General features: G+C 72.3%; 18 protein-coding genes. 5 read left to right on the plus strand and 13 right to left on the minus strand.

From position 1 onward, the window contains the following. The 3 genes from ftsY to ACFFXY_RS20250 all read right to left on the minus strand — a co-directional run bounded on the left by ftsY (position 1) and on the right by ACFFXY_RS20250 (position 5,122). Positions 1-1,140, minus strand: coding sequence for a signal recognition particle-docking protein FtsY (gene ftsY, locus ACFFXY_RS20240; protein ID WP_382355547.1), 1,140 nt, complete (start codon positions 1,138-1,140; stop codon positions 1-3). A gap of 52 nt (positions 1,141-1,192) precedes the next feature. Then, positions 1,193-4,735, minus strand: coding sequence for a chromosome segregation protein SMC (gene smc, locus ACFFXY_RS20245; protein WP_382354741.1), 3,543 nt, complete (start codon positions 4,733-4,735; stop codon positions 1,193-1,195). Between the two features lie 198 nt (positions 4,736-4,933). Then, positions 4,934-5,122, minus strand: a complete 189-nt coding sequence (locus ACFFXY_RS20250; protein WP_106364912.1) for a hypothetical protein — start codon at positions 5,120-5,122, stop codon at positions 4,934-4,936. 351 nt (positions 5,123-5,473) lie between these two features. On the opposite strand from ACFFXY_RS20250, the gene ACFFXY_RS20255 reads away from it, so the two are divergent. The 3 genes from ACFFXY_RS20255 to mutM all read left to right on the plus strand — a co-directional run bounded on the left by ACFFXY_RS20255 (position 5,474) and on the right by mutM (position 7,871). Continuing rightward, complete coding sequence (locus ACFFXY_RS20255; RefSeq protein ID WP_382354744.1) at positions 5,474-6,211, plus strand: CAP domain-containing protein; 738 nt, start codon at positions 5,474-5,476, stop codon at positions 6,209-6,211. 161 nt (positions 6,212-6,372) lie between these two features. Further along, positions 6,373-7,014, plus strand: coding sequence for a helix-turn-helix transcriptional regulator (locus ACFFXY_RS20260; RefSeq protein ID WP_382354747.1), 642 nt, complete (start codon positions 6,373-6,375; stop codon positions 7,012-7,014). Positions 7,015-7,040: 26 nt separating this feature from the next. Further along, complete coding sequence (mutM, locus tag ACFFXY_RS20265; RefSeq protein WP_382354750.1) at positions 7,041-7,871, plus strand: bifunctional DNA-formamidopyrimidine glycosylase/DNA-(apurinic or apyrimidinic site) lyase; 831 nt, start codon at positions 7,041-7,043, stop codon at positions 7,869-7,871. A 232-nt stretch (positions 7,872-8,103) separates the two neighbouring features. On the opposite strand, the gene rnc is transcribed toward mutM, so the two are convergent. From rnc to ACFFXY_RS20310, 9 genes are all read right to left on the minus strand, one after another. Further along, positions 8,104-8,820, minus strand: coding sequence for a ribonuclease III (gene rnc / locus ACFFXY_RS20270; protein WP_359947945.1), 717 nt, complete (start codon positions 8,818-8,820; stop codon positions 8,104-8,106). A 12-nt stretch (positions 8,821-8,832) separates the two neighbouring features. Further along, positions 8,833-9,006, minus strand: coding sequence for a 50S ribosomal protein L32 (rpmF, locus tag ACFFXY_RS20275; protein ID WP_091053207.1), 174 nt, complete (start codon positions 9,004-9,006; stop codon positions 8,833-8,835). A gap of 27 nt (positions 9,007-9,033) precedes the next feature. Next, positions 9,034-9,600, minus strand: coding sequence for a YceD family protein (locus tag ACFFXY_RS20280; protein WP_359947949.1), 567 nt, complete (start codon positions 9,598-9,600; stop codon positions 9,034-9,036). Positions 9,601-10,012: 412 nt separating this feature from the next. Further along, entirely contained in the window at positions 10,013-10,525 is a 513-nt protein-coding gene (locus ACFFXY_RS20285) for a hypothetical protein (protein ID WP_382355550.1), read from the minus strand. 62 nt (positions 10,526-10,587) lie between these two features. Next, complete coding sequence (coaD, locus tag ACFFXY_RS20290; RefSeq protein WP_106364919.1) at positions 10,588-11,079, minus strand: pantetheine-phosphate adenylyltransferase; 492 nt, start codon at positions 11,077-11,079, stop codon at positions 10,588-10,590. Further along, positions 11,076-11,633 (minus strand): 16S rRNA (guanine(966)-N(2))-methyltransferase RsmD, encoded by a 558-nt coding sequence (gene rsmD, locus ACFFXY_RS20295; RefSeq protein ID WP_382354757.1) that lies wholly within the window; start codon positions 11,631-11,633, stop codon positions 11,076-11,078. Before rsmD ends, coaD begins: the two co-directional genes overlap by 4 nt. Before the next feature lie 31 nt (positions 11,634-11,664). Continuing rightward, positions 11,665-13,848 carry an ATP-dependent DNA helicase RecG gene (gene recG / locus ACFFXY_RS20300; protein ID WP_382354760.1) on the minus strand — a complete coding sequence of 728 codons (2,184 nt, stop codon included), beginning with the start codon at positions 13,846-13,848 and terminating at the stop codon, positions 11,665-11,667. Beyond that, the gene (locus tag ACFFXY_RS20305; protein WP_382354763.1) at positions 13,845-15,491 is read right to left on the minus strand and encodes a DAK2 domain-containing protein; all 1,647 of its coding nucleotides are present in this window, start codon (positions 15,489-15,491) and stop codon (positions 13,845-13,847) included. Before ACFFXY_RS20305 ends, recG begins: the two co-directional genes overlap by 4 nt. A 62-nt stretch (positions 15,492-15,553) precedes the next feature. Then, positions 15,554-16,696 (minus strand): hypothetical protein, encoded by a 1,143-nt coding sequence (locus ACFFXY_RS20310; RefSeq protein ID WP_382354766.1) that lies wholly within the window; start codon positions 16,694-16,696, stop codon positions 15,554-15,556. A 274-nt stretch (positions 16,697-16,970) separates the two neighbouring features. Here ACFFXY_RS20310 and rpmB point away from each other — a divergent pair, with 274 nt between their 5' ends. Continuing rightward, the gene (rpmB, locus tag ACFFXY_RS20315; protein ID WP_030157716.1) at positions 16,971-17,162 is read left to right on the plus strand and encodes a 50S ribosomal protein L28; all 192 of its coding nucleotides are present in this window, start codon (positions 16,971-16,973) and stop codon (positions 17,160-17,162) included. A 166-nt stretch (positions 17,163-17,328) separates the two neighbouring features. On the opposite strand, the gene ACFFXY_RS20320 is transcribed toward rpmB, so the two are convergent. Continuing rightward, positions 17,329-18,279 carry a thiamine-phosphate kinase gene (locus ACFFXY_RS20320; protein WP_382354769.1) on the minus strand — a complete coding sequence of 317 codons (951 nt, stop codon included), beginning with the start codon at positions 18,277-18,279 and terminating at the stop codon, positions 17,329-17,331. Between the two features lie 140 nt (positions 18,280-18,419). On the opposite strand from ACFFXY_RS20320, the gene ACFFXY_RS20325 reads away from it, so the two are divergent. Continuing rightward, positions 18,420-18,653 carry an Lrp/AsnC ligand binding domain-containing protein gene (locus ACFFXY_RS20325; protein ID WP_382354772.1) on the plus strand — a complete coding sequence of 78 codons (234 nt, stop codon included), beginning with the start codon at positions 18,420-18,422 and terminating at the stop codon, positions 18,651-18,653. Positions 18,654-18,659: the final 6 nt, after the last annotated feature.

Consider the following 18,659-nt stretch of genomic DNA (forward strand, 5'->3'; position numbering starts at 1 on the left):
TCAGCTCTCGGCGCCGTCGACGAGTGCGTCGACGAACGCTCCGACCTCGAACGGGGCCAGGTCGTCCGGGCCTTCTCCGAGTCCGACCAGCTTAACCGGTACCCCCAACTGCCGCTGAACCGCGATCACGATCCCGCCCTTGGCGGACCCGTCGAGCTTGGTCAGGACGATGCCGGTCACCTGCACGACCTCGCCGAAGACCTTCGCCTGCTGGAGCCCGTTCTGCCCGGTGGTCGCGTCGAGGACCAGGAGCGTCTCCGCGACCGGGCCCTGCTTCTCGATGACGCGCTTGACCTTCCCGAGCTCGTCCATGAGCCCGGCCTTGTTCTGGAGGCGGCCCGCGGTGTCGACCAGGACCACGTCGGCGCCGTCCTCGGCGCCGGCCTTGACGGCGTCGAACGCCACCGAGGCGGGGTCGGCGCCCTCGCCGCGGCGCACCACCTTCGCGCCCACGCGGGCGCCCCAGGTCTCCAGCTGCTCGGCGGCGGCGGCGCGGAACGTGTCGGCCGCGCCCATGACGACGGACTTGCCCTCGGCGACGAGCACCCGGGCGACGCGCCCGCAGGTCGTGGTCTTCCCGGAGCCGTTGACGCCGACCATGAGGATCACCGCGGGCCCCTCGCCGGAGGGCGAGGCGGTGGCGATGGACCGGTCGAGACCGGGTTCGAGGACCGCGGTCAGCTCGGCCTTGAGCAGGCGCCGCAGCTCCTCGGGGTCGCGGGTGCCGAGGACCTTGACCTGCTCGCGCAGGCGCTCGACCACCGCGGTCGTGTCGGCGAGGCCGACGTCGGCGGTCAGGAGCGTCTCCTCGACCTCGTCCCACACGTCGTCGTCGAGCTTGTCGCTCGCGAGCAGGGCCAGGAGGCCCTTGCCGAGCGCGTTGTTCGAGCGGGCCAGGCGCGACCGCAGCCGCACCAGGCGGCCCGCGACGGGCTCAGGGGCCTCGATGACGGGCGCGGCGGGAGCCGCGGCCTTCGGTGCCTCGGTCGGTGTCTCAGTCTTCGGCGCGGCCTCGACCTGCGGTTCCTCGGCGGGCGCCTCGACAGGCGGCTTCGACCGGCCGCGCACGGCCAGCACCACGCCGACGACGACGGCCACCGCGACGACGGCGGCGACCAGCCAGATCCACAGGTTGTCCACAGGTAAAGCCCTCCACGAGTCGACGATCGTCAACCACTGTACTGGGCTGCCCTTACTCCTCTTCGCGGGAGAACTTCTGGCTGATGACCTGCGTGACACCCGCGCGCATGGTGACGCCGTACAGCGCGTCGCCGATCTCCATCGTCCGCTTCTGGTGCGTGATGATGAGCAGCTGCGAGTTCTCCTGGAGCTGGCGCAGCAGGTCGAGCAGGCGCCCCAGGTTCACGTCGTCGAGCGCCGCCTCGACCTCGTCCATCAGATAGAACGGGCTGGGGCGGGCGCGGAAGATCGCCACCAGCAGCGCCAGCGCGGTCAGCGACCGCTCCCCGCCCGAGAGCAGCGAGAGCCGCTTGACCTTCTTGCCGGGCGGGCGGGCCTCGACCTCGACGCCGGAGCGGAGCAGGTCGTCGGGGTCGGTGAGCAGGATGCGGCCCTCGCCGCCGGGGAACACGGTCTGGAAGACGTGCTCGAACTCGCGGGCGGTGTCGGCGAACGCCTCGGCGAAGACCTGCTGGATGCGGTCGTCCACCTCCTTGACGACGGTGGTGAGGTCGGCGCGGGTCTTCTTGACGTCTTCGAGCTGCTCGCTGAGGAACTTGTACCGCTCTTCGAGGGCCGCGAACTCCTCCAGGGCCAGGGGGTTCACCTTGCCGAGGAGCTTGAGCTCGCGTTCGCCGCGGGCGGCGCGCTTCTCCATGAGGGGCCGGTCGAACTCGGCCGGGAGCGGCTCGGGCTTGCCCTTCTCGGCGGCGGCGTTGATCTCGTCGGTGCTGGGCGGGACGGGCTGGTCGGGCCCGTACTCGGCGATGAGCGTCTCGATGTCGACGCCGAACTCGGCCCCGGCCTTCTCTTCGAGGGCCTCGATGCGCAGGCGCTGCTCGGCACGGGCGACCTCGTCGCGGTGGGCGGCGGAGGTGATGCGTTCGAGCTCGGCGGCGGTGGCGGCGGCGCGGGTGCGCAGCTCGGTGAGGGCGGCCTCGCGGCGGGACTGCTCGGCGGCGACGGTGTCGCGTTCGATGGCGGCGGCTTCGAGGGAGTCGGTGAGGCGCACGCCCGCTTCTTCGGCGGCCTCGGCGACGAGGGCGGCGACGGCCGCGCCGCGGGCGCGGGCGGCCCGGCGGGCCTCGGCGCGGGCGCGGGAGGCGCGCTCGGACTGGGCCTGGCGGGTGAGGGCGTCGGCGCGTCCGGCGAGCGCGGAGGCGCGCTCCTCGGCGGCGCGGATCGCGAGGCGGGTCTCCATCTCGTTCTGGCGGGCGGCGTCGAGCTGGCGGGAGAGGACGTCGCGCTCGTCGGTGGAGGGCTCCTCGATCTCAGGGAGCGATTCGAGCTCGTCGAGCTGCGCTTCGAGGCCCTCGATCCCGGCGCTGTCGGCCTCGCGGGCGGTCTGGGCGCGGTCCTTGGCCTGGGCGAGGCGGGCGACCTCGGCTTCGGAGCCGCGGGCGGCGGCGCCGAGTTCGGCGAGGCGGCGGGCGACGACGCTGTGCGCGGCCTGGGCCTGGCGCTGGGCGCCGCGGACCTGCTCGGCGGCGGCCTCGGCGTCGGCGTGGGCGTCGCGGGCGGCGTCGAGGCGCTCGCCGAGCTGCGCGGCGAGGGACTCGGCGGCGATCTTCTTGTCGCGGGCCTCGTCGACGGCGGCCTGGATCTCGATGTAGGACTGGGCCTTCGCGGAGCCGCCGTGGGCGGTCGCGGTGCCGAGGACGTCGCCGGCGCGGGTGACGGCGGTGAGGCCGGGGTGGGCCTCCACGATGGCGCGGGCGGCGTCGAGGTCGTCGGCGACGACCATCCCGGCGAGGACGGCGCGCACGGTGGAGGAGAGCTCGGCGGGCGCGGAGACGGTGTCCGCGACCGACAGGAGTCCACTGGGGACGGTCACCTGGGCCTGGGCCCCGGCGATCAAGAACGCGGCCTGCCCGCCGTCCTCGTCGCGCAGGAGGCGGATGGCCTCGGCGGCGGTGGCGGGGCCGGTGACGGCGATGGCGTCGGCGAGGCGCCCGAGCGCGGCGGCGAGCACCGGCTCGAAGCCGGGCCTGACGGTGAGCAGCGCGGCCACGGACCCGAGGACCCCGGGGACGGCGTCGTCGCGCGCGAGCAGGGCGGCCGCGCCGTCCTTGCGGCGCAGGCCCACGGCGAGGGCCTCCTCGCGGGCGGCCCACTGGGACGCTTCGCGGTCGGCGTCGCGCTCGGCGGCCTGGAGGCGGTCGAGTTCGGCCTTCGCGGCCGCGGTGCGGGCCTTGGCTTCGGCGATGGCGTCGTCGAACTCGGCGTCGGCCTCGACCGCTTCGCTCTCGGCTTCGGCTTCGGCGTGCGCCTCGGCGGCGGCCTCGGCGCGCTCCTTCGCCTCGGCGAGCGCGATGGAGGCGCGTTCGAGCTCCTCCGCGGCGGCGGCGGTGCGGGACTTGAGGGAGTCGACGCGCCCGCGCAGCGTCGCGAGGGCCTCGCGGCGCTCGGCGGCGGCCTTGACGGCGCCGACGATCCGCTGCTCGGCGTCGCTGAGCGCGGTCTCGGTCTCCTCGCGGGCCTCGACGGCGGCGGCGAGCCGCTCGGAGTCCTCGGCGATGCCTTCGCGCAGTTCGATCTCCTGCTCGCGGATGCGCTGCGCCTCGGTCTCCAGGACCTCGGGGTCGCGTCCGGCGCGGTCGTCCTGCTCCTCGGCGAGGTAGCGGCGGCGCTCGGCGGCGAGCTGCGCGGTCGAGCGGAGCCGCTCGGCGACCGCCTGGAGGCGGTACCAGGTCTCCTGGAGGCGCGCGAGGCGCGGCTTGTCGGCGGCGTGCGCGGTCTCGACCTCGCCGACCTGGAGGGCGAGGCGCTCGTGCTCGTCGGCGAGGACGGTGCGGCGCTCCTTGATCGCCTCCTCGTCGGCGAGGTCCTTCGCGATGTTCGAGCGCAGGGACGCGAGGTCGTCGGCGAGGAGGCGCAGGCGGGCCTCGCGCAGGTCCATCTGGATGGTCTGGGCCCGGCGCGCGAGCTCGGCCTGGCGGCCGAGCGGCTTCAGCTGGCGGCGCAGCTCGCCGGTGAGGTCGGAGAGCCGGTCGAGGTTGCCCTGCATGCCTTCGAGCTTGCGGAGGGCCTTCTCCTTGCGCTTGCGGTGCTTGAGGACGCCCGCGGCCTCCTCGATGAACGCGCGGCGGTCCTCGGGGCGGGCGTGCAGATAGGAGTCGAGCTTGCCCTGGCCGACCAGGACGTGCATCTCGCGGCCGATGCCGGCGTCGGAGAGGAGGTCCTGCACGTCGAGGAGGCGGCAGCGGTCGCCGTTGATCTCGTACTCGCCCTCGCCGGAGCGGAACATGCGGCGGGTGATCGAGACCTCGGAGTAGTCGATGGGGATCGCGCCGTCGGAGTTGTCGATCGTGAGGGTGACCTCGGCGCGGCCGAGCGCGGGGCGGCCGGTGGTGCCCGCGAAGATGACGTCCTCCATCTTGCCGCCGCGCAGGGACTTCGCGCCCTGCTCGCCGAGGACCCAAGCGATGGCGTCGACGACATTGGACTTGCCGGAGCCGTTCGGGCCGACGACGCAGGTGATCCCCGGCTCGAAGCGCAGGGTGGTGGCCGAGGCGAAGGACTTGAATCCCTTCAGCGTGAGGCTCTTCAGGTGCAACGGTCGCTCCGGCTGTCGGCGTCGTCGGGGTACGGGACCGTCCCAGCCTACAAGGCGGCTGTGACCGGATCGGGGAGATCAAAGCTCTCAAAGAGGACGAACCCGGACCGCCCTCCTGGGGTTTCGCCCTCCGGACACGACAATGCGCGCCCGCTGCTGGCAGCTGGCGCGCCTATCTTCCGTTGTGCGAGTGACGGTCTAGGTCAACGCGGGCTCGTGCAGCCGCATCAGCTCCTCGACCTGATCCTGCTCGATCTCGTCCTCTCGGGACCGCAGCTCGGCAAGCTCGGTCTCAAGGTTCCGTACTCGCGCGCGTAGCTGGACCACTTCTTCGAGCAGGCGCTTGTTGGGAGCCTGGCCGATGTGGCCGTAGAGGGCTTTCGCCATAGTTTCTCCTTGCGATCACGTCGTCAGGTGGCGTTGGCGTACGCACCGGAATAGACGTCGCATTTGCTGAGTGATTTTTTTAGCCGCCGGGGCCGATTGCCCCTTGCCGGACCAGTGGAGCACGGCTCGTGAACACTGGCCGTCACCCACCATCTTCCGCCTTTCCGGCGGTCTTCGTCAAGCTTTGCACATGCTCGGACCCCCGGATTCGACGGGGGTCACACCTGCGGGGGCACCTCAGTGAGGGCCCCGTCACCGTGCGCTCAGTGCGCGGCCGGACCGGACCTGGTAGGGTCCCGTGGAACGCGAATAACCCCCGTGTATTTCCCCCCGCGACGGAGCCGTACCCCCATGCGAAGACTCCAGGGCGGACGCCACCGCGATCCCGCCGAGAGCACGCGCCGGATGTTCATCGCCATCCTGGCCTCGTTCGGCCTCGCGGCGGGAGCCACCTCACTGTGGGCGGTCGGCTCGCCACTCGACGGCACCGAGGCCGCGACCCAGGACCCCGCCACCAGCGCCTCGACCTCCGCGTCGGCCGAGGAGTCCCCCACGGTCTCCCCGCTCGCCGACATCCAGGAGGCCGAGATCCTCCCGCAGGACGCCGAGGAGGAGCCCACCACCGAGGCGGCCGAGACCACCACGGCCGCAGCGGAGGAAGAGGACGACGGCGGCTCCGGCGGCGGAGACAGCGGAGGCGGCGACGACGCCCCGTACGCCGACGCGGAGTCCGAGATCCTCGGCATTGTCAACGACCGGCGCGCCGAGAACGGCTGCGGCGACCTCGCCCGCGACTCCCGCCTCGACACCGCCGCGCGCCTCCACGCCGAGGACATGGCCGTCAACGACTACTTCGACCACACCTCGCAGGACGGCCGCAGCCCCACCGACCGGGCCAACGCCCAGGGCTACGAAGGCGGCGTCGGCGAGAACATCGCCTACGGCTACCCCGACGCCGAGGCGGTCATGGAGGGGTGGATGAACTCCGAGGGCCACCGCGCGAACATCCTCAACTGCGGCTACGACGTCATCGGCATCGGCGCGTACGACCGGGACGGCACCATCTACTGGGTGCAGATGTTCGGCTAGCCCCGCACGGGCCGCATTATCGCAGGTGAACGGCGCCGCGACCTCGTACTGTCGTCCATCCGACTCAATGCTGGACTGGACGATTACCAACAGTCATGCTGGGGTGGCCGCCTGATCGGCGCGCATCTGGGGAGGCGACCGAAGAACACCCGAAGGATGAGGTGCCAACCGTGCGTGTCATGCTGTACGACCCGAACCAGGTCTTCTCCGCCAGCATTCGACCCCTGCTCCACCGACGCGGCGACCACCCCGTCGAGGCACGCAGCGCCAAAGCGCTCGCCGCCGCGGACGCGCAAGTCGACTGCTGCCTCGTCGCCCTCGAAGCGGTCTCCCGGAACCGGGTCCTGACCGACTGCAAGCGGCCGGTCTTCCTCATCACCGACCGCGAGGACGGGTCGGTGCTCCGCAAGGCCGTCTCGGTCTCCGCCGCGGGCATCGCGAACACCCACATCCTCCCGAGCGAACTGCTCCGGGCCATCGACACCGGACTCGCGAGCCCGCCCTACTACGACCCGCAGCTCCTGCGGGCCGCGCTCCAGCCCGCACCGCTCCTCGGCGACGACGACGCCCTGGAGCTCGCGCACCACCTGACGCCCCGCGAGGACGACGTGCTCCGCCGCATCGTCCGCGGCGAGCCGACCAGCCACATGGCCGACCAGATGGGGGTGTCGGTCTCCACGGTGCGGTCGCACGTGCAGAACGTCCTCGGCAAGCTCGGCGTCAACTCGCGCCTCGCCGCGATCGCCTTCGCCATCAACTACGGCATCGACACCGTCAGGGAGAAGCACCCGCAACTGAGCTGACCGGAGTCCCTGGGCATACTTGAAACGTGCCAGAACTCCCCGAAGTCGAGACGGTCCGCCGCGGGGTCGACGCGGCCTTCCGCGGCGGACGCATCAGCACCGCCGAGGTCTACAACCCGCGGACCGTCCGCCGCCACGCGCCCGGCGTCGCGGACTTCCAGGCGAACCTCAAGGGCCTGGAGATCACCGGATCGGGCCGCCGCGGCAAGTTCATGTGGCTCGCCCTCGACGACGGCCGCGCGCTCATCTGCCACCTCGGCATGAGCGGCCAGCTCCACGTCGTCACCGACGGCCGCGAGGCCCACAAGCACCTGCGCGGGCGCCTGGTGTTCGCCGACGACCGCGAACTGTGGTTCATCGACCAGCGGACCTTCGGGTACTGGGAGCTGTCCGACATGGGCGACGACGTGCCGAAGACCATGGCCCACATCGCCCCCGACGTCTTCGAGGCCGCCTTCGACGCCTCCGCCAGTGCCGACCGGCTCCTCAAGCGCACCATCGAGGTCAAGAAGGCCCTCCTGGACCAGGGCTGGATCTCCGGCGTCGGCAACATCTACGCCGACGAGGCCCTGTGGCGCGCGCGCCTGCGCGGCCGCCGCTCCGGCGACTCCCTCACCCGCCGCAAGGCCCTGGAGCTCCTCGGCCACGTCAAGGACGTCCTCACCGAGTCCCTCGCCGTCGGCGGCACCTCCTTCGACGAGCTCTACGTCGACGCCCGCGGCGAGGCCGGCTACTTCGCCCGCGAACTCGCCGTCTACGGCCGCGCCGGCCAGCCCTGCAAACGCTGCGCCACCCCGATCGTCCGAGAAGTCATCGGCGACCGCTCGGCCCACTACTGCCCGAAGTGTCAGAGGTAGGCCGTAGCCTTCGGTTCGCATCGCCCTATGCTCGATCGCCACTCGTTCGGGTGACACGACCGCCCCGGGCCCCGATTTTTGTCGGACCCCCGCGGAAGGATGGCAGCCATGCTTCCCCGGGTGGGTGGGGGTTAGGGATGGTCGTACCCACCCGCCCACCCATACGTTCACGTGGGACAACGCCGAGGGGCGGGAACCGGATCTCCGGTTCCCGCCCCTCGTTCAGGTTCGTCTAGCGCTGCTTGACGCCCATGCGGTCCGAGAGGACCTGCCAGGCGAGCTTGGCGGCGATCTGCTCGGCGTCCTTCTTCGAGCCGCCGGTGCCCTCGCCGAACTCCTCGCCCGCGACCACGGCCCAGGCCGTGAACTGCTTGGCGTGGTCGGGGCCCGACTCGGTGATCCGGTACTCGGGCACGCCGAGACCGGAGTCGGCCGTCAGCTCCTGGAGGCTGGTCTTCCAGTCCAGGGCCGCGCCCTGGCCGGCCGCGGCCTCCATGAGCGGGTCGAAGAAGTGGTGGACCACCCGCTTGGCGGTCTCGACCCCGTACTGGAGGTAGACCGCACCGAGCAGCGCCTCCACCGCGTCCGCCAGGATCGAGTTCTTGCCCCGGCCGCCGGAGGTCTCCTCGCCCTTGCCGAGCATGAGGTGCGGGCCGATGCCGCCCGCGCCCATGCGGCGGGCGACTCCCGCCAGCGCCTTCATGTTCACCACCGACGCGCGCAGGCGCGCGAGCTGCCCTTCGGGCAGGTCGGGGTGGTTCTGGTAGAGCGCCGTGGTCACCACGAGGCTGAGCACGGAGTCCCCGAGGAACTCCAGCCGCTCGTTCGTGGGCAGCCCGCCGTGCTCGTACGCGTACGAGCGGTGGGTCAGGGCGAGACGCAGCAGTTCGGGGTCGATATCGCTGACCCCGAACACCGCTTGGAAATGTTGTACTGCCTTGTCGCCCATAAGCGGGAGGACTTAGGCTTCGAGGACCTGGCGGCCCTTGTACGTGCCGCAGACCTCGCAGACCTGGTGGCCGCGCTTCTTGGCGTGGCACTGCGGGCACTCGACCAGCTGGATCGGCGTCGCCTTCCACTGCGACCGACGGTGCCGGGTGTTGCTGCGCGACATACGACGCTTCGGAACAGCCACTTCAGAACTCCATACTTATTCGCTGTGCTATTTCGATTCGCCGTCGGTGTCGGCGAGCCGAAGCTTCTCCAAACCCGCCCAACGGGGGTCCACGGTCTCGTGAACGTGGTCGTCGGGCAGTTCGTCCCAGGGGACGCCGCAATCGGCGCACAGCCCCGGGCAGTCAGGTCGGCACAGCGGGGTGACCGGCATCGCCAGCACCAGCGCGTCCCGAACCGCGGGCTCCAGATCGAGCAGATCGCCACTGAGCCGCAGAATCTCGTCGGCTTCGGTGGTCTCGTCGGTGACGGAGCCTTCGTAAGCGTACAGCTCCTGCACCTGGACGTTGAGAGCGTCCTCCACGGGTGCGAGGCACCTCGCACACTCGCCTGCGGCGACCGCCGCGACCGTGCCGTCGGCGAGGACGCCTTCGCTGACCGCGGTCAGGTGGAAGTCCAGGTCGAGCGGGGCCGACTCCGGGACGGCGTAGCCCGCGAGACCGAGCCCGGCGGGTGCCGGGACCTCAAGCGCGACGTGCATCGTCGTGCCCGAGCTGCGCCCGAGCTCCGCGGTGTCGAACACCAGCGGCGCGGCGGGATCAGGAGCGGTCGTCATGGGTGTGCTGCGGTCCTTCGTTCAGGGAGGTTCGCCTCGATCGAGGCCGACCGGTAATGCTACATCAGCCCCGGGACCCGGCCCAACCCAGGCCGGAGCGGAGCGGGGACGTGATGTCGGCGATACCCGGCCCGTCCGCGGGCCCGGAACGTCGGACCCGCGGGCAAGACTGGCGGCCTACCCTCCCACCCGGGAGCGCCCCGCCCGCAGCCCTGCGGCCAACGCCCGCGCGGCTGCGCCGCCGGGCGCGCAGCGTCTCGCGGCCGGGCTGCGGCCGGATACGGGACCGGCCCGGACGACGGCCGAGGCCGCACCGCCTTGACGGCCGGCCGGTGCTTCGCCGTCGGGGCCTCGGCTCACCGGGCCCGAGGCCGCGGCGTCCCGCCGACTCCCCGCTGCAGCCGTACAGGCACTACAGCTGCGGGAGCGGCTTCTCGTCCTCGAACTGCTCCTGCTGCTGGGGGGCGAAGCTGCCGATCTCGCGGAGGGTGTGCATCTTGTCGCGGCCGCGCTCGACGCCCGAGAGGGCGCGGTGCAGGAACTGCTCGAAGTTGGCGAGCGTCGTGTCGACGTACTCGTCGACCTCGTCGCGCAGGCGCTGGGCCTCGCCGCGGGCCTCCGCGATGATGCGGTTGCCCTCGTGCTCGGCCGAGACGGTGATCTCGTGGCGGGAGACGAGCCGCGCGTGCTCCGACTCGCCCTCCGCGATGATCCGCTCGGCCTCGCGCTCGCCGGCGTTGATGATGTTGTCGCGCTCCTGGAGCATGGCCTCGGCCCGGCGCAGGTCGCCGGGGAGTTCGTTCTGGAGCTCTTCGAGCATGGCGATCATCTCGGCCCGGTCGACTTTGCAGGCGCGGGACATGGGCACGGCTTTCGCCTGCTCCACGTAAGCGATGATCTCTTCGATCCGGTCGAGCGCACCCACCGATTTGCTCCCGTCGATGTCTGTCATGGGGACATTGTCCCGTATGAGGGTGGAAAGTGCTGCTATTCCTGCCGCAAGCGCTCGATCAGTCGCGATTGGACGATTTCGGGCACGTGCGACGAGACGTCGCCGCCCCATTTCGTGACGTCCTTGACCATCGAGGACGACAGAAACGAGTAGAGGGGGTTGGTGGGGATGAACACCGTCTCTATGCCCGCCAACCCGTAGTTCATCTGGGCCATCTGTAGTTCGTAGTCGAAGTCGGAGGCCGCGCGCACGCCTCTGACGAGCACTCCGGCGCCGTGCTTCTGGCAGAAGTCGACCACCAGTCCCTGGAAGGACGCGACTCGTACATTGGGCATGTCCGCGGTGGTCTCTTTGAGGAGCTCCACCCGCTCCTCGACGCTGAACAGCGCGTTCTTGGAGGCGTTGTGGAAGACCGCGACCCAGACTTCATCGTACAACTGGGCGGCGCGTCCGAAGATGTCGAGATGACCGTACGTCACCGGATCGAATGACCCGGAGCAGGCGGCGATTCGGGCTTCAGGTTTCACAGGGCGTGACCGTAGCAAAGTGCCGTGGTGCCGTAGCGCCGGACGCGGTCTTCTGCGATCTTCGCGGGCCAGGGCACCGCGGCGTCCTTGCCGCCGCGCTCCACGACCACGTCGGCGTCCGGTGCGAGCCAACCGTGTTCGACCAGCGCTTCCAGCACGCCCGCGACCGCCGCGTCGGTGACGGCGTAGGGCGGGTCGGCGAAGACGATGTCGTACGGTTCGGCCGGGCCGTTCAGGACGGCCTTCTCCACGGGGGCGCAGATCACGTCGCCGCCGCGGGCGCCGAGGTCGGCGAGGTTCTTGCGGAGGAGCTTCGCGGTGAGCGCGTGGGACTCCACGAACAGGGCCGCGGAGGCGCCGCGCGAGAGCGCCTCGATGCCGACCGCGCCGGACCCGGCGTACAGGTCGGCGAAGCGGAGGCCGTCGAGGTCCCCGCCGGGCGCGAGCGAGTTGAACAGCGCTTCGCGGACCCGGTCCGAGGTGGGCCGGGTGCGGTCCCCCGGGGGCGTGGCGAGGCGGCGGCCCTTGAGGCTGCCGGCGATGATTCTGGTCATTTGGCTCCGAGTCTAGTCCGCCCGCGCGCCGTCAGCCCTTCTCCAGGAACTCGCCCCGGTCGGCCGCGAGGTCGTCCACGAGGGCGGCGAACTCGGGGAAGCGCTTGAGCTCCGGGTCGGCGTCGACGAGCGCGGCGGCCTCAGTGCGGGACGCGGCGATGATGTCGACGTCCTTCAGCAGCGACAAGAGCTTCACGTGCGACTTCATGCCGGACTGGGCCGCGCCGAGGACGTCGCCCTCGCGGCGCTGCTCCAGGTCGAGCTCGGCCAGCGCGAAGCCGTCGGTGGTCGAGGCGACGGCATCGAGGCGCTCGCGGGAGGGCGTGCCCTCCATGGCCTCGGAGACGAGGAGGCACAGCCCGGCGTGGGTGCCGCGGCCGACGCGGCCGCGGAGCTGGTGGAGCTGGGAGATGCCGAAGCGCTCGGCGTCGAGGACGACCATGGCGGTGGCGTTGGGGACGTTGACGCCGACCTCGATGACGGTGGTGGCGACGAGGACGTCGATGTCGCCGGCGGCGTAGGCGCGCATGACGCGGTCCTTCTCGTCGGCGTCGAGGCGGCCGTGGAGGAGGCCCAGGCGCAGGCCGTGGAGCTGGTTGCCGCACAGTTCCTCGATGATGTCGGTGACGGCGAGCGGCGGGCGCTTGTCCCCCACGTTCGGGTCCTCGGCGTCGTCGCCGCCGACGCGGGGGCAGACGACGTAGGCCTGGCGTCCGGCGGCGACCTCTTCGCGGATGCGCGTCCAGGTGCGCTGCATCCAGCGGCCGTCGCCGTAGGGCACGACGTGGGTGGCGATGGGGCTGCGGCCCGCGGGGAGCTCGGTGAGGCGGCTGGTCTCCAGGTCGCCGTAGACGGTCATGGCGACGGTGCGCGGGATGGGGGTGGCGGTCATGACGAGCGTGTGCGGGGTGTGCTTGGCCTTGGCGCGCAGGGCGTCGCGCTGCTCGACGCCGAAGCGGTGCTGCTCGTCGACGACGACGAGGCCGAGGTTGGCGAACTCGACGCCGTCGTAGAGGAGCGCGTGGGTGCCGATGACGATCCCGGCGGCGCCGGTCTTGACGGCGTCGAGGACGGGGCGGCGCTGGGCGGCCGTGGCCGAGCCGGTGAGGAGTTCGACGCGGGTGGCTTCGGCAGGGGCGCCGAGCTGGCCGCCTTCGGCGAGGTCGCCGAGCATCTCGGCGATGGACCGGTGGTGCTGGGCGGCGAGGACCTCGGTGGGGGCGAGGAGCGCGGCCTGGCCGCCGTGGGCGACGACCTGGAGCATGGCGCGCAGGGCGACGAGGGTCTTGCCGGAGCCGACGTCGCCTTGGAGGAGGCGGTGCATGGGGTGCTCGCGGGCGAGTTCGGCGGCGATCTCGGCGCCGACCTGGCGCTGCCCGGCGGTGAGGTCGAAGGGCAGGCGCGCGTCGAACGCGTCGAGGATCGCGCCGCCTTCGGGGTACGGGTCGGCGGCCTCGCCCGCGGACTCGGCTTTGCGGCGCACGAGGACGGTCTGCATGACCAGGGCCTCTTGCCATTTGAGGCGCTTCTTGGCGGCGCCGAGGAACTCGTGGGAGTCGGGGCGGTGGATCTGGCGCAGCGCGGTCCCGTAGTCGAGGAGGCCGAGGCGCTCGCGCAGGGGCGCCGGGAGGGGGTCGGGCGGGCTGGGGACGAGGCCGAGGACGGTGTGGACGGCCTTGGCGATGTTCCAGGTGGGGAGTTCGGCGGTGGCCGGGTAGACGGGGATGAGCGTCCCGGCGAACTCCTCGATGGCGCTTCCCGGGTCGTCGGCGTCCTCGGCGAGGAGCTGGTACTGCGGGGAGTTGAGCTGGAGGCGGCCGCGGAACTGGGCCACCTTGCCCGCGAACAGGCCCCAGCGTCCGGCGACGAGCTCCTTCGCGCGCCAGCCCTGGTTGAAGAACGTGAGGGTGAGCGAGCGCCCCGCTTCGTCGGCGACGACCACTTCGAGGAGGTCCCCGCGGCCGCCGCGCCCGCGGCCCTTGCCGGAGCGGGGCGTGAACGTCTTCTTGACGGCGGCGCGCACCTGCGCGGCGACGGTGACGTCGTCGCCGATGCCGAGCGAGGCGAGGTCGGTGCGCTCGCCGCGCTGGGCGTAGCGGAACGGGTAGTGCCCGAGGAGGTCCCCGGCGGTGTCGAGTCCCAGTCCGTCGGCGAGGGCATCGGCGGTCTTCTTGCCCAGGACCTCGCGCAGTCGGGTCTCCAGCCCCACGGTCATTCGGCTCCGATCAGCAGCAGCGGCTCAGTGTCTGCGGCGGGCAACTCCTGGATCTCCACGGTCGGCCACGCCTCGCGCACATGATGACTCAAGGCTGTGACAGTTTCCGGGTCCGACCCGGCGCCGGGCAGGACCGTGAGGAGTTCGGCCCCTTCGGCGCAGAGCCGGTCGGCGAGGTCGCGGGCGGCTTCGGCGGCGTCGGCGAAGGACGCCGGGTCCTGTCCGCGGACGGCCGCGGTGAACCCGCCGGGGGCCCGGCGGACCTCGCCGGTACGGCAGGCCTCGATCGTCTCGGCCATGGCGGCCACGTCGTCGTCGAACGGCCGCTCGGGGTCGTGGATGGCGACGGCGGCGACGGCCTGCACGGGGGTGGGGGCCATGATCGCGGCGGTGCGGCGGCCGTCGCCGCGGGGGGCCGCGACGGCGCGGTCCGCGGCGTCCGCGGCCGCCTCGGTGTCGGAGATCACGACGGCGCCGTCGGCGCCGTCGGCGAGCGCGGCGGCGAGTTCGGCCCCGACGGTGGCGGCGGTCGCGGTGCGGCAGCCTTCGCCCGCAAGGAACTCGCGGAGCCCGGCGGCCTCGGTGACCACGATGAGAGCCCGCGTCGGCGCCTCGATCCCGGTCACGTGGGCCGGGCGGCGGGCGGGGGCGGCGTGCATGCGGGCGTCCGCGTGGGACTCGGCGGCGTGCACGGTCGCGGTGTCGTCGAAGCGGGTCACGGAGATCCGGTGGACGCGGCCGCGCTCGATCCCGGCCTCGATGGCCGCGCCGATGTCGTTGACGTGCACGTGGACGTTGAACGTGGTGACGTCCCGGGCGGCCCGGGAGCCGATGATGACCACGGAGTCGCCGAGGTCGGTGAGGCGGTGGCGCAGTTCGGAGGCGGCGCCCGCGTTCGCTTCGAGGAGGTACTGGACCTCGTAGCCGTAGACCTCCGAGCCGGTCTCGCGCGGGACCTGCTCGGTCTCCTCGACCGCGCGCACGCGGTGGCGTTCGAGGAGGTCCAGCGCTCCCGTGGGGCGGGACCCGGTGAGGGTCTCCACGAGCGCTTCGAGCAGCAGCGCGAGCGCGAGGCCCCCGGCGTCCACAACCCCGGCGCGGGCCAGCGCGGGCAGCTGCCCGGGGGTCGCGGCGACCGCTTCGGCGGCGGCCTCGGCGGCGGCGCGGGAGGCGGACACGAGCCCGAACGGCGCGGCCTTCGCGGCGGCGGACGCCGCGGATTCGGCGACGGTGAGGATCGTCCCGGCCTGCGGCACGGCGACGGCCCCGGTGGCGGCGTCGGTCGCGGACCTGAGTCCGGCGGCGAAGCCCTTGGCGTCCACGGTGTCGGCGTTCCAGGCGTCGGCGAGGCCGCGGAGCATCTGCGCGAGGATCACCCCGGAGTTCCCGCGGGCCGACAGCAGCGCCCGCCCGGCGGCCTCGTCCAGGAGCGCTTCGAGCCCGAGCCCTGGCGTGCCGCCCTGGAAGGCGGCCTGGAGGGTCGCGACCATGTTCGTCGCCGTGTCCGAGTCGGCCACGGGGTACACGTTCAGCTCGTCCACTCCGCGCCGGTGCCGCGTGAGCGTGTCGATGCCGCGCGCGGCCCACTCGCGCATGAGCTCCGCGTCGAGGGCCTGGCGTCCGGTCTCAGGGATTTCCACCACGGGCCATGAGGATACGCCTCCGGGGCGGCATGCGGAAGCGCATGCCGCCCCGGAGGGCCTGCTCAGAGTTCGCCGAAGCGCAGGGAGAGGTTCGCGGCTTCGACGGCTTCGGCCGCGTCGCCGGTCGCGGTGCCGGTGAAGGCCTCGAAACCGCCGTCGACCTGGACGATCGCCGCGAAGACCGTGAGGTCGCCCGACGTGTAGGTGTGGAACCGCGCGTCGCGGCCGTCGACCCAGTAGACCTGGGACGAGACCTCGCCGTCGGGTGCGCCCAACTGCTCGCCGAGGAGCGCGACGAACGCGGTGTCCGCGTCGGCGAGCGCAGCGTCGGCGCCGCCGACCTGGCCCGCGTCGAGCACGCCGACATAGGCGCTGCCGCTGCCGTCCTCCGCCGCGACACCCGCCGCGTCGCTGAACAGCCCGGGCGGCTCGGAGGCCGCGGCCCACGAGGCCGCCGCGCCGCTGGCGAGGAACTTGAGCGTCCCGGGACCGGCGATGAGCACCGGCTCCGCCTCGGGTGCGGGCGACTCGATCGTCCCGGTGTTGTCGCCGTCGGGAGTGCCGCCGCCGGGGTTGAAGAGGATGAACCCGCCGACGCCGAGCGCCGCCGCGATGACGACGATCCCGATGAGCAGGAGCCACATCGGGCCCTTGCCCTTCTTGTTCTTGCGCTGGATCGTGTCGGGCGCGCCCCAGGGCTGCGCTCCACCGCCGCCGGACACGGGGACGAGCTGGCCGCCCTGCGGTCCGAACTGGCCGCCGCCGAACGGCGGCTGCTGGCCGTAAGGAGGCTGCTGCCCGTACTGGCCGGCGGGCGAGGAGACGGGCATCCCGGAAGCGGGGATCGAGGACACCGGCGGCATCCCGGAGACCGGCATGCCGGAGACGGGCATTCCCCCGCCGCCGCCGAACGGGTCCGCGGCCGGCATCTGCTGGGGGGACTGGGCCGGCTGGTCGAAGGGGGAGATGGGGACGCCGGGGGGCGGGCCGAACGGGGGCTGGGAGGGCTGGCCGGGGCCGCCGACGTACTTGACGGTCCCGTCGGCCTCGACAGGACCCGGCTGCTGCTGGCTCATCCCCGACATCCGCTGGCTCTCGGGCGACCACGGCGGCGGTTCCTCCGGCGGCTGCTCGTTGGGGCGGTACACCGGGGGCTGTTGCGGGGACTGCCATCCGTCGGCAGGCTGCTGCGGGGTGTTGCTCATGTTCGACTCACCAAAGAAGCTATGGGCATCGGCACATCATCTGTATGCGGCCAGCCTACGGGATTACCGCCCATCCTAGAGTCACCGACGGTAGCGGACCGCGGCAGCCGCCACAGTACAGAGCAGTGAAGCGGCGTCCTGGAAGGACGCGCGTCCGCGGCTGTGGCGCAGGTCCCCTGACCTGGATGGCAGGGGCCTCGCACGGTCCGTTAGAATTGCCGGGTTGCCCGCCCTCAGGCGGGCCGAAATGAACGTCAAGCAGGAGTTATGGATTATGTCGAGCGTGTGTGAAGTCTGTGCCAAGCGCCCGGGCTTCGGCAACAACGTCCCGTGGTCCCACAAGAAGACCCGTCGTCGTTGGAACCCGAACCTGCAGACCATCCGCATCGCGACTGGCTCCGGCGACAACAAGCGCCGCGCCAAGGTCTGCACCTCGTGCATCAAGGCCGGCAAGGTCACCCGCTAAGGGCTGACGCCGCAGAGACTTACGCCGCCGGGGCTCGGCCCCGGCGGCGCTTTGTCGTATCCGGGGACTGCGTGATCCTCGCTACGCCCGGGCCCCGGCCCGGGCGTTTTCGTCGCACCCGGGCGGGAGGTTGGGACCTGCCCACCCAAGGAGGGTGGGCAGGTCCCTAGGCGCCCGAGAAGTGGTCCCAGCCGGTGGGGCCGGACCATTTGCGGCCGTCGACCGTGACGCCGCCGCCGTCGGCGACGGCGCCGATGCGTCGCCAGCCTTCGGGGAGGAGGACGTCGGCGGGGAAGGCCGCGGCGAGGGCGTGGTCCTCGCCGCCGGTGAGGAGCCAGCGGCGGGCGTCGGAGCCGAGGGCTTCGGCGGCGTTGCGCATCGGCTCGGGTATCGGGAGCGCACTGGTGTCGACGTCGATGGCGACGCCGGAGGCGGTCGCGATGTGGCCGAGGTCGGCGAGGAGGCCGTCCGAGACGTCGATCATGGCGTTGACGCCCATGAGGGCCGCGTCGCGCGCCGCGGCGTACGGCGGCTGGGGCCGCCGGTAGGCGCCGACGAGCGCGCCCGGGGAGCGGAAGCCGCGGGAGAGCACGTTGAGGCCGCCCGCGGCCCAGCCGATCTTCCCCGCCAGCGCGATGACGTCGCCGGGGCGGGCGCCCGAGCGGGTGACCGGGGCGCGGCCTTCGAGGTCGCCGAGGGCGGTGACGGTGATGGTGAGCTGGTCGCCGCGGGTGGTGTCGCCGCCGACGACGGCGGCGGCGACGGCGGCGGCCTCGTCGGCGAGGCCGGAGGCGAGCCCTTCGAGCCATTCGGCGGGCGTGTCCTGGGGGGCGCAGACCGCGGCGAGGAGCGCGGTGGGCCGGGCGCCCATGGCGGCGATGTCGGCGAGGTTGACGGCGGCGGCCTTGTGGCCGACGTCGGCCGCGGAGCACCAGTCGCGGCGGAAGTGGTTGCCCTCCACGAGCATGTCGGTGCAGGCGACGACGCGGGCGTCGGGGGCGGCGACCACGGCGGCGTCGTCGCCGGGGCCGAGGAGGACCGCGTCGGTGGTGCCGAAATGGCGGGTGAATCGCTCGATGAGGCGGAATTCGCCGACCTCTGCGACGGTCTCGCTCACGGTCGCCCCATTCCTCGGTCGCTTGAAGGTCGGTGGATCACTCGGTAATCTTCGCTCAACGGCGAACGGGATGCGGTCAGGCCCGCCCGTGTCGGGTCCGGGCCACCGCGCTTCGCCGGTCACGGGGAGGTGGCCCGACGATGGTGCAGGCGTACATGCTCATCCAGACCGAGGTCGGCATGGCCGAGTCGGTGACCGAGGCCGTGTCCGGGATCGACGGGGTGGTCCGCGTCGACACCGTGACCGGCCCGTACGACGTGGTCGTGCTCACCGAGGCGTCCTCCGGCGATCCGCTGGGGCACGCGGTGGTCGGTAGAGTCCAGAAGGTGGCGGGCATAACCCGCACGCTGACGTGTTCGATCCTCAAGTTCTGAGGGGGC

Source organism: Glycomyces mayteni (assembly GCF_042428885.1).
Classification (GTDB): domain Bacteria; phylum Actinomycetota; class Actinomycetes; order Mycobacteriales; family Micromonosporaceae; genus Glycomyces; species Glycomyces mayteni.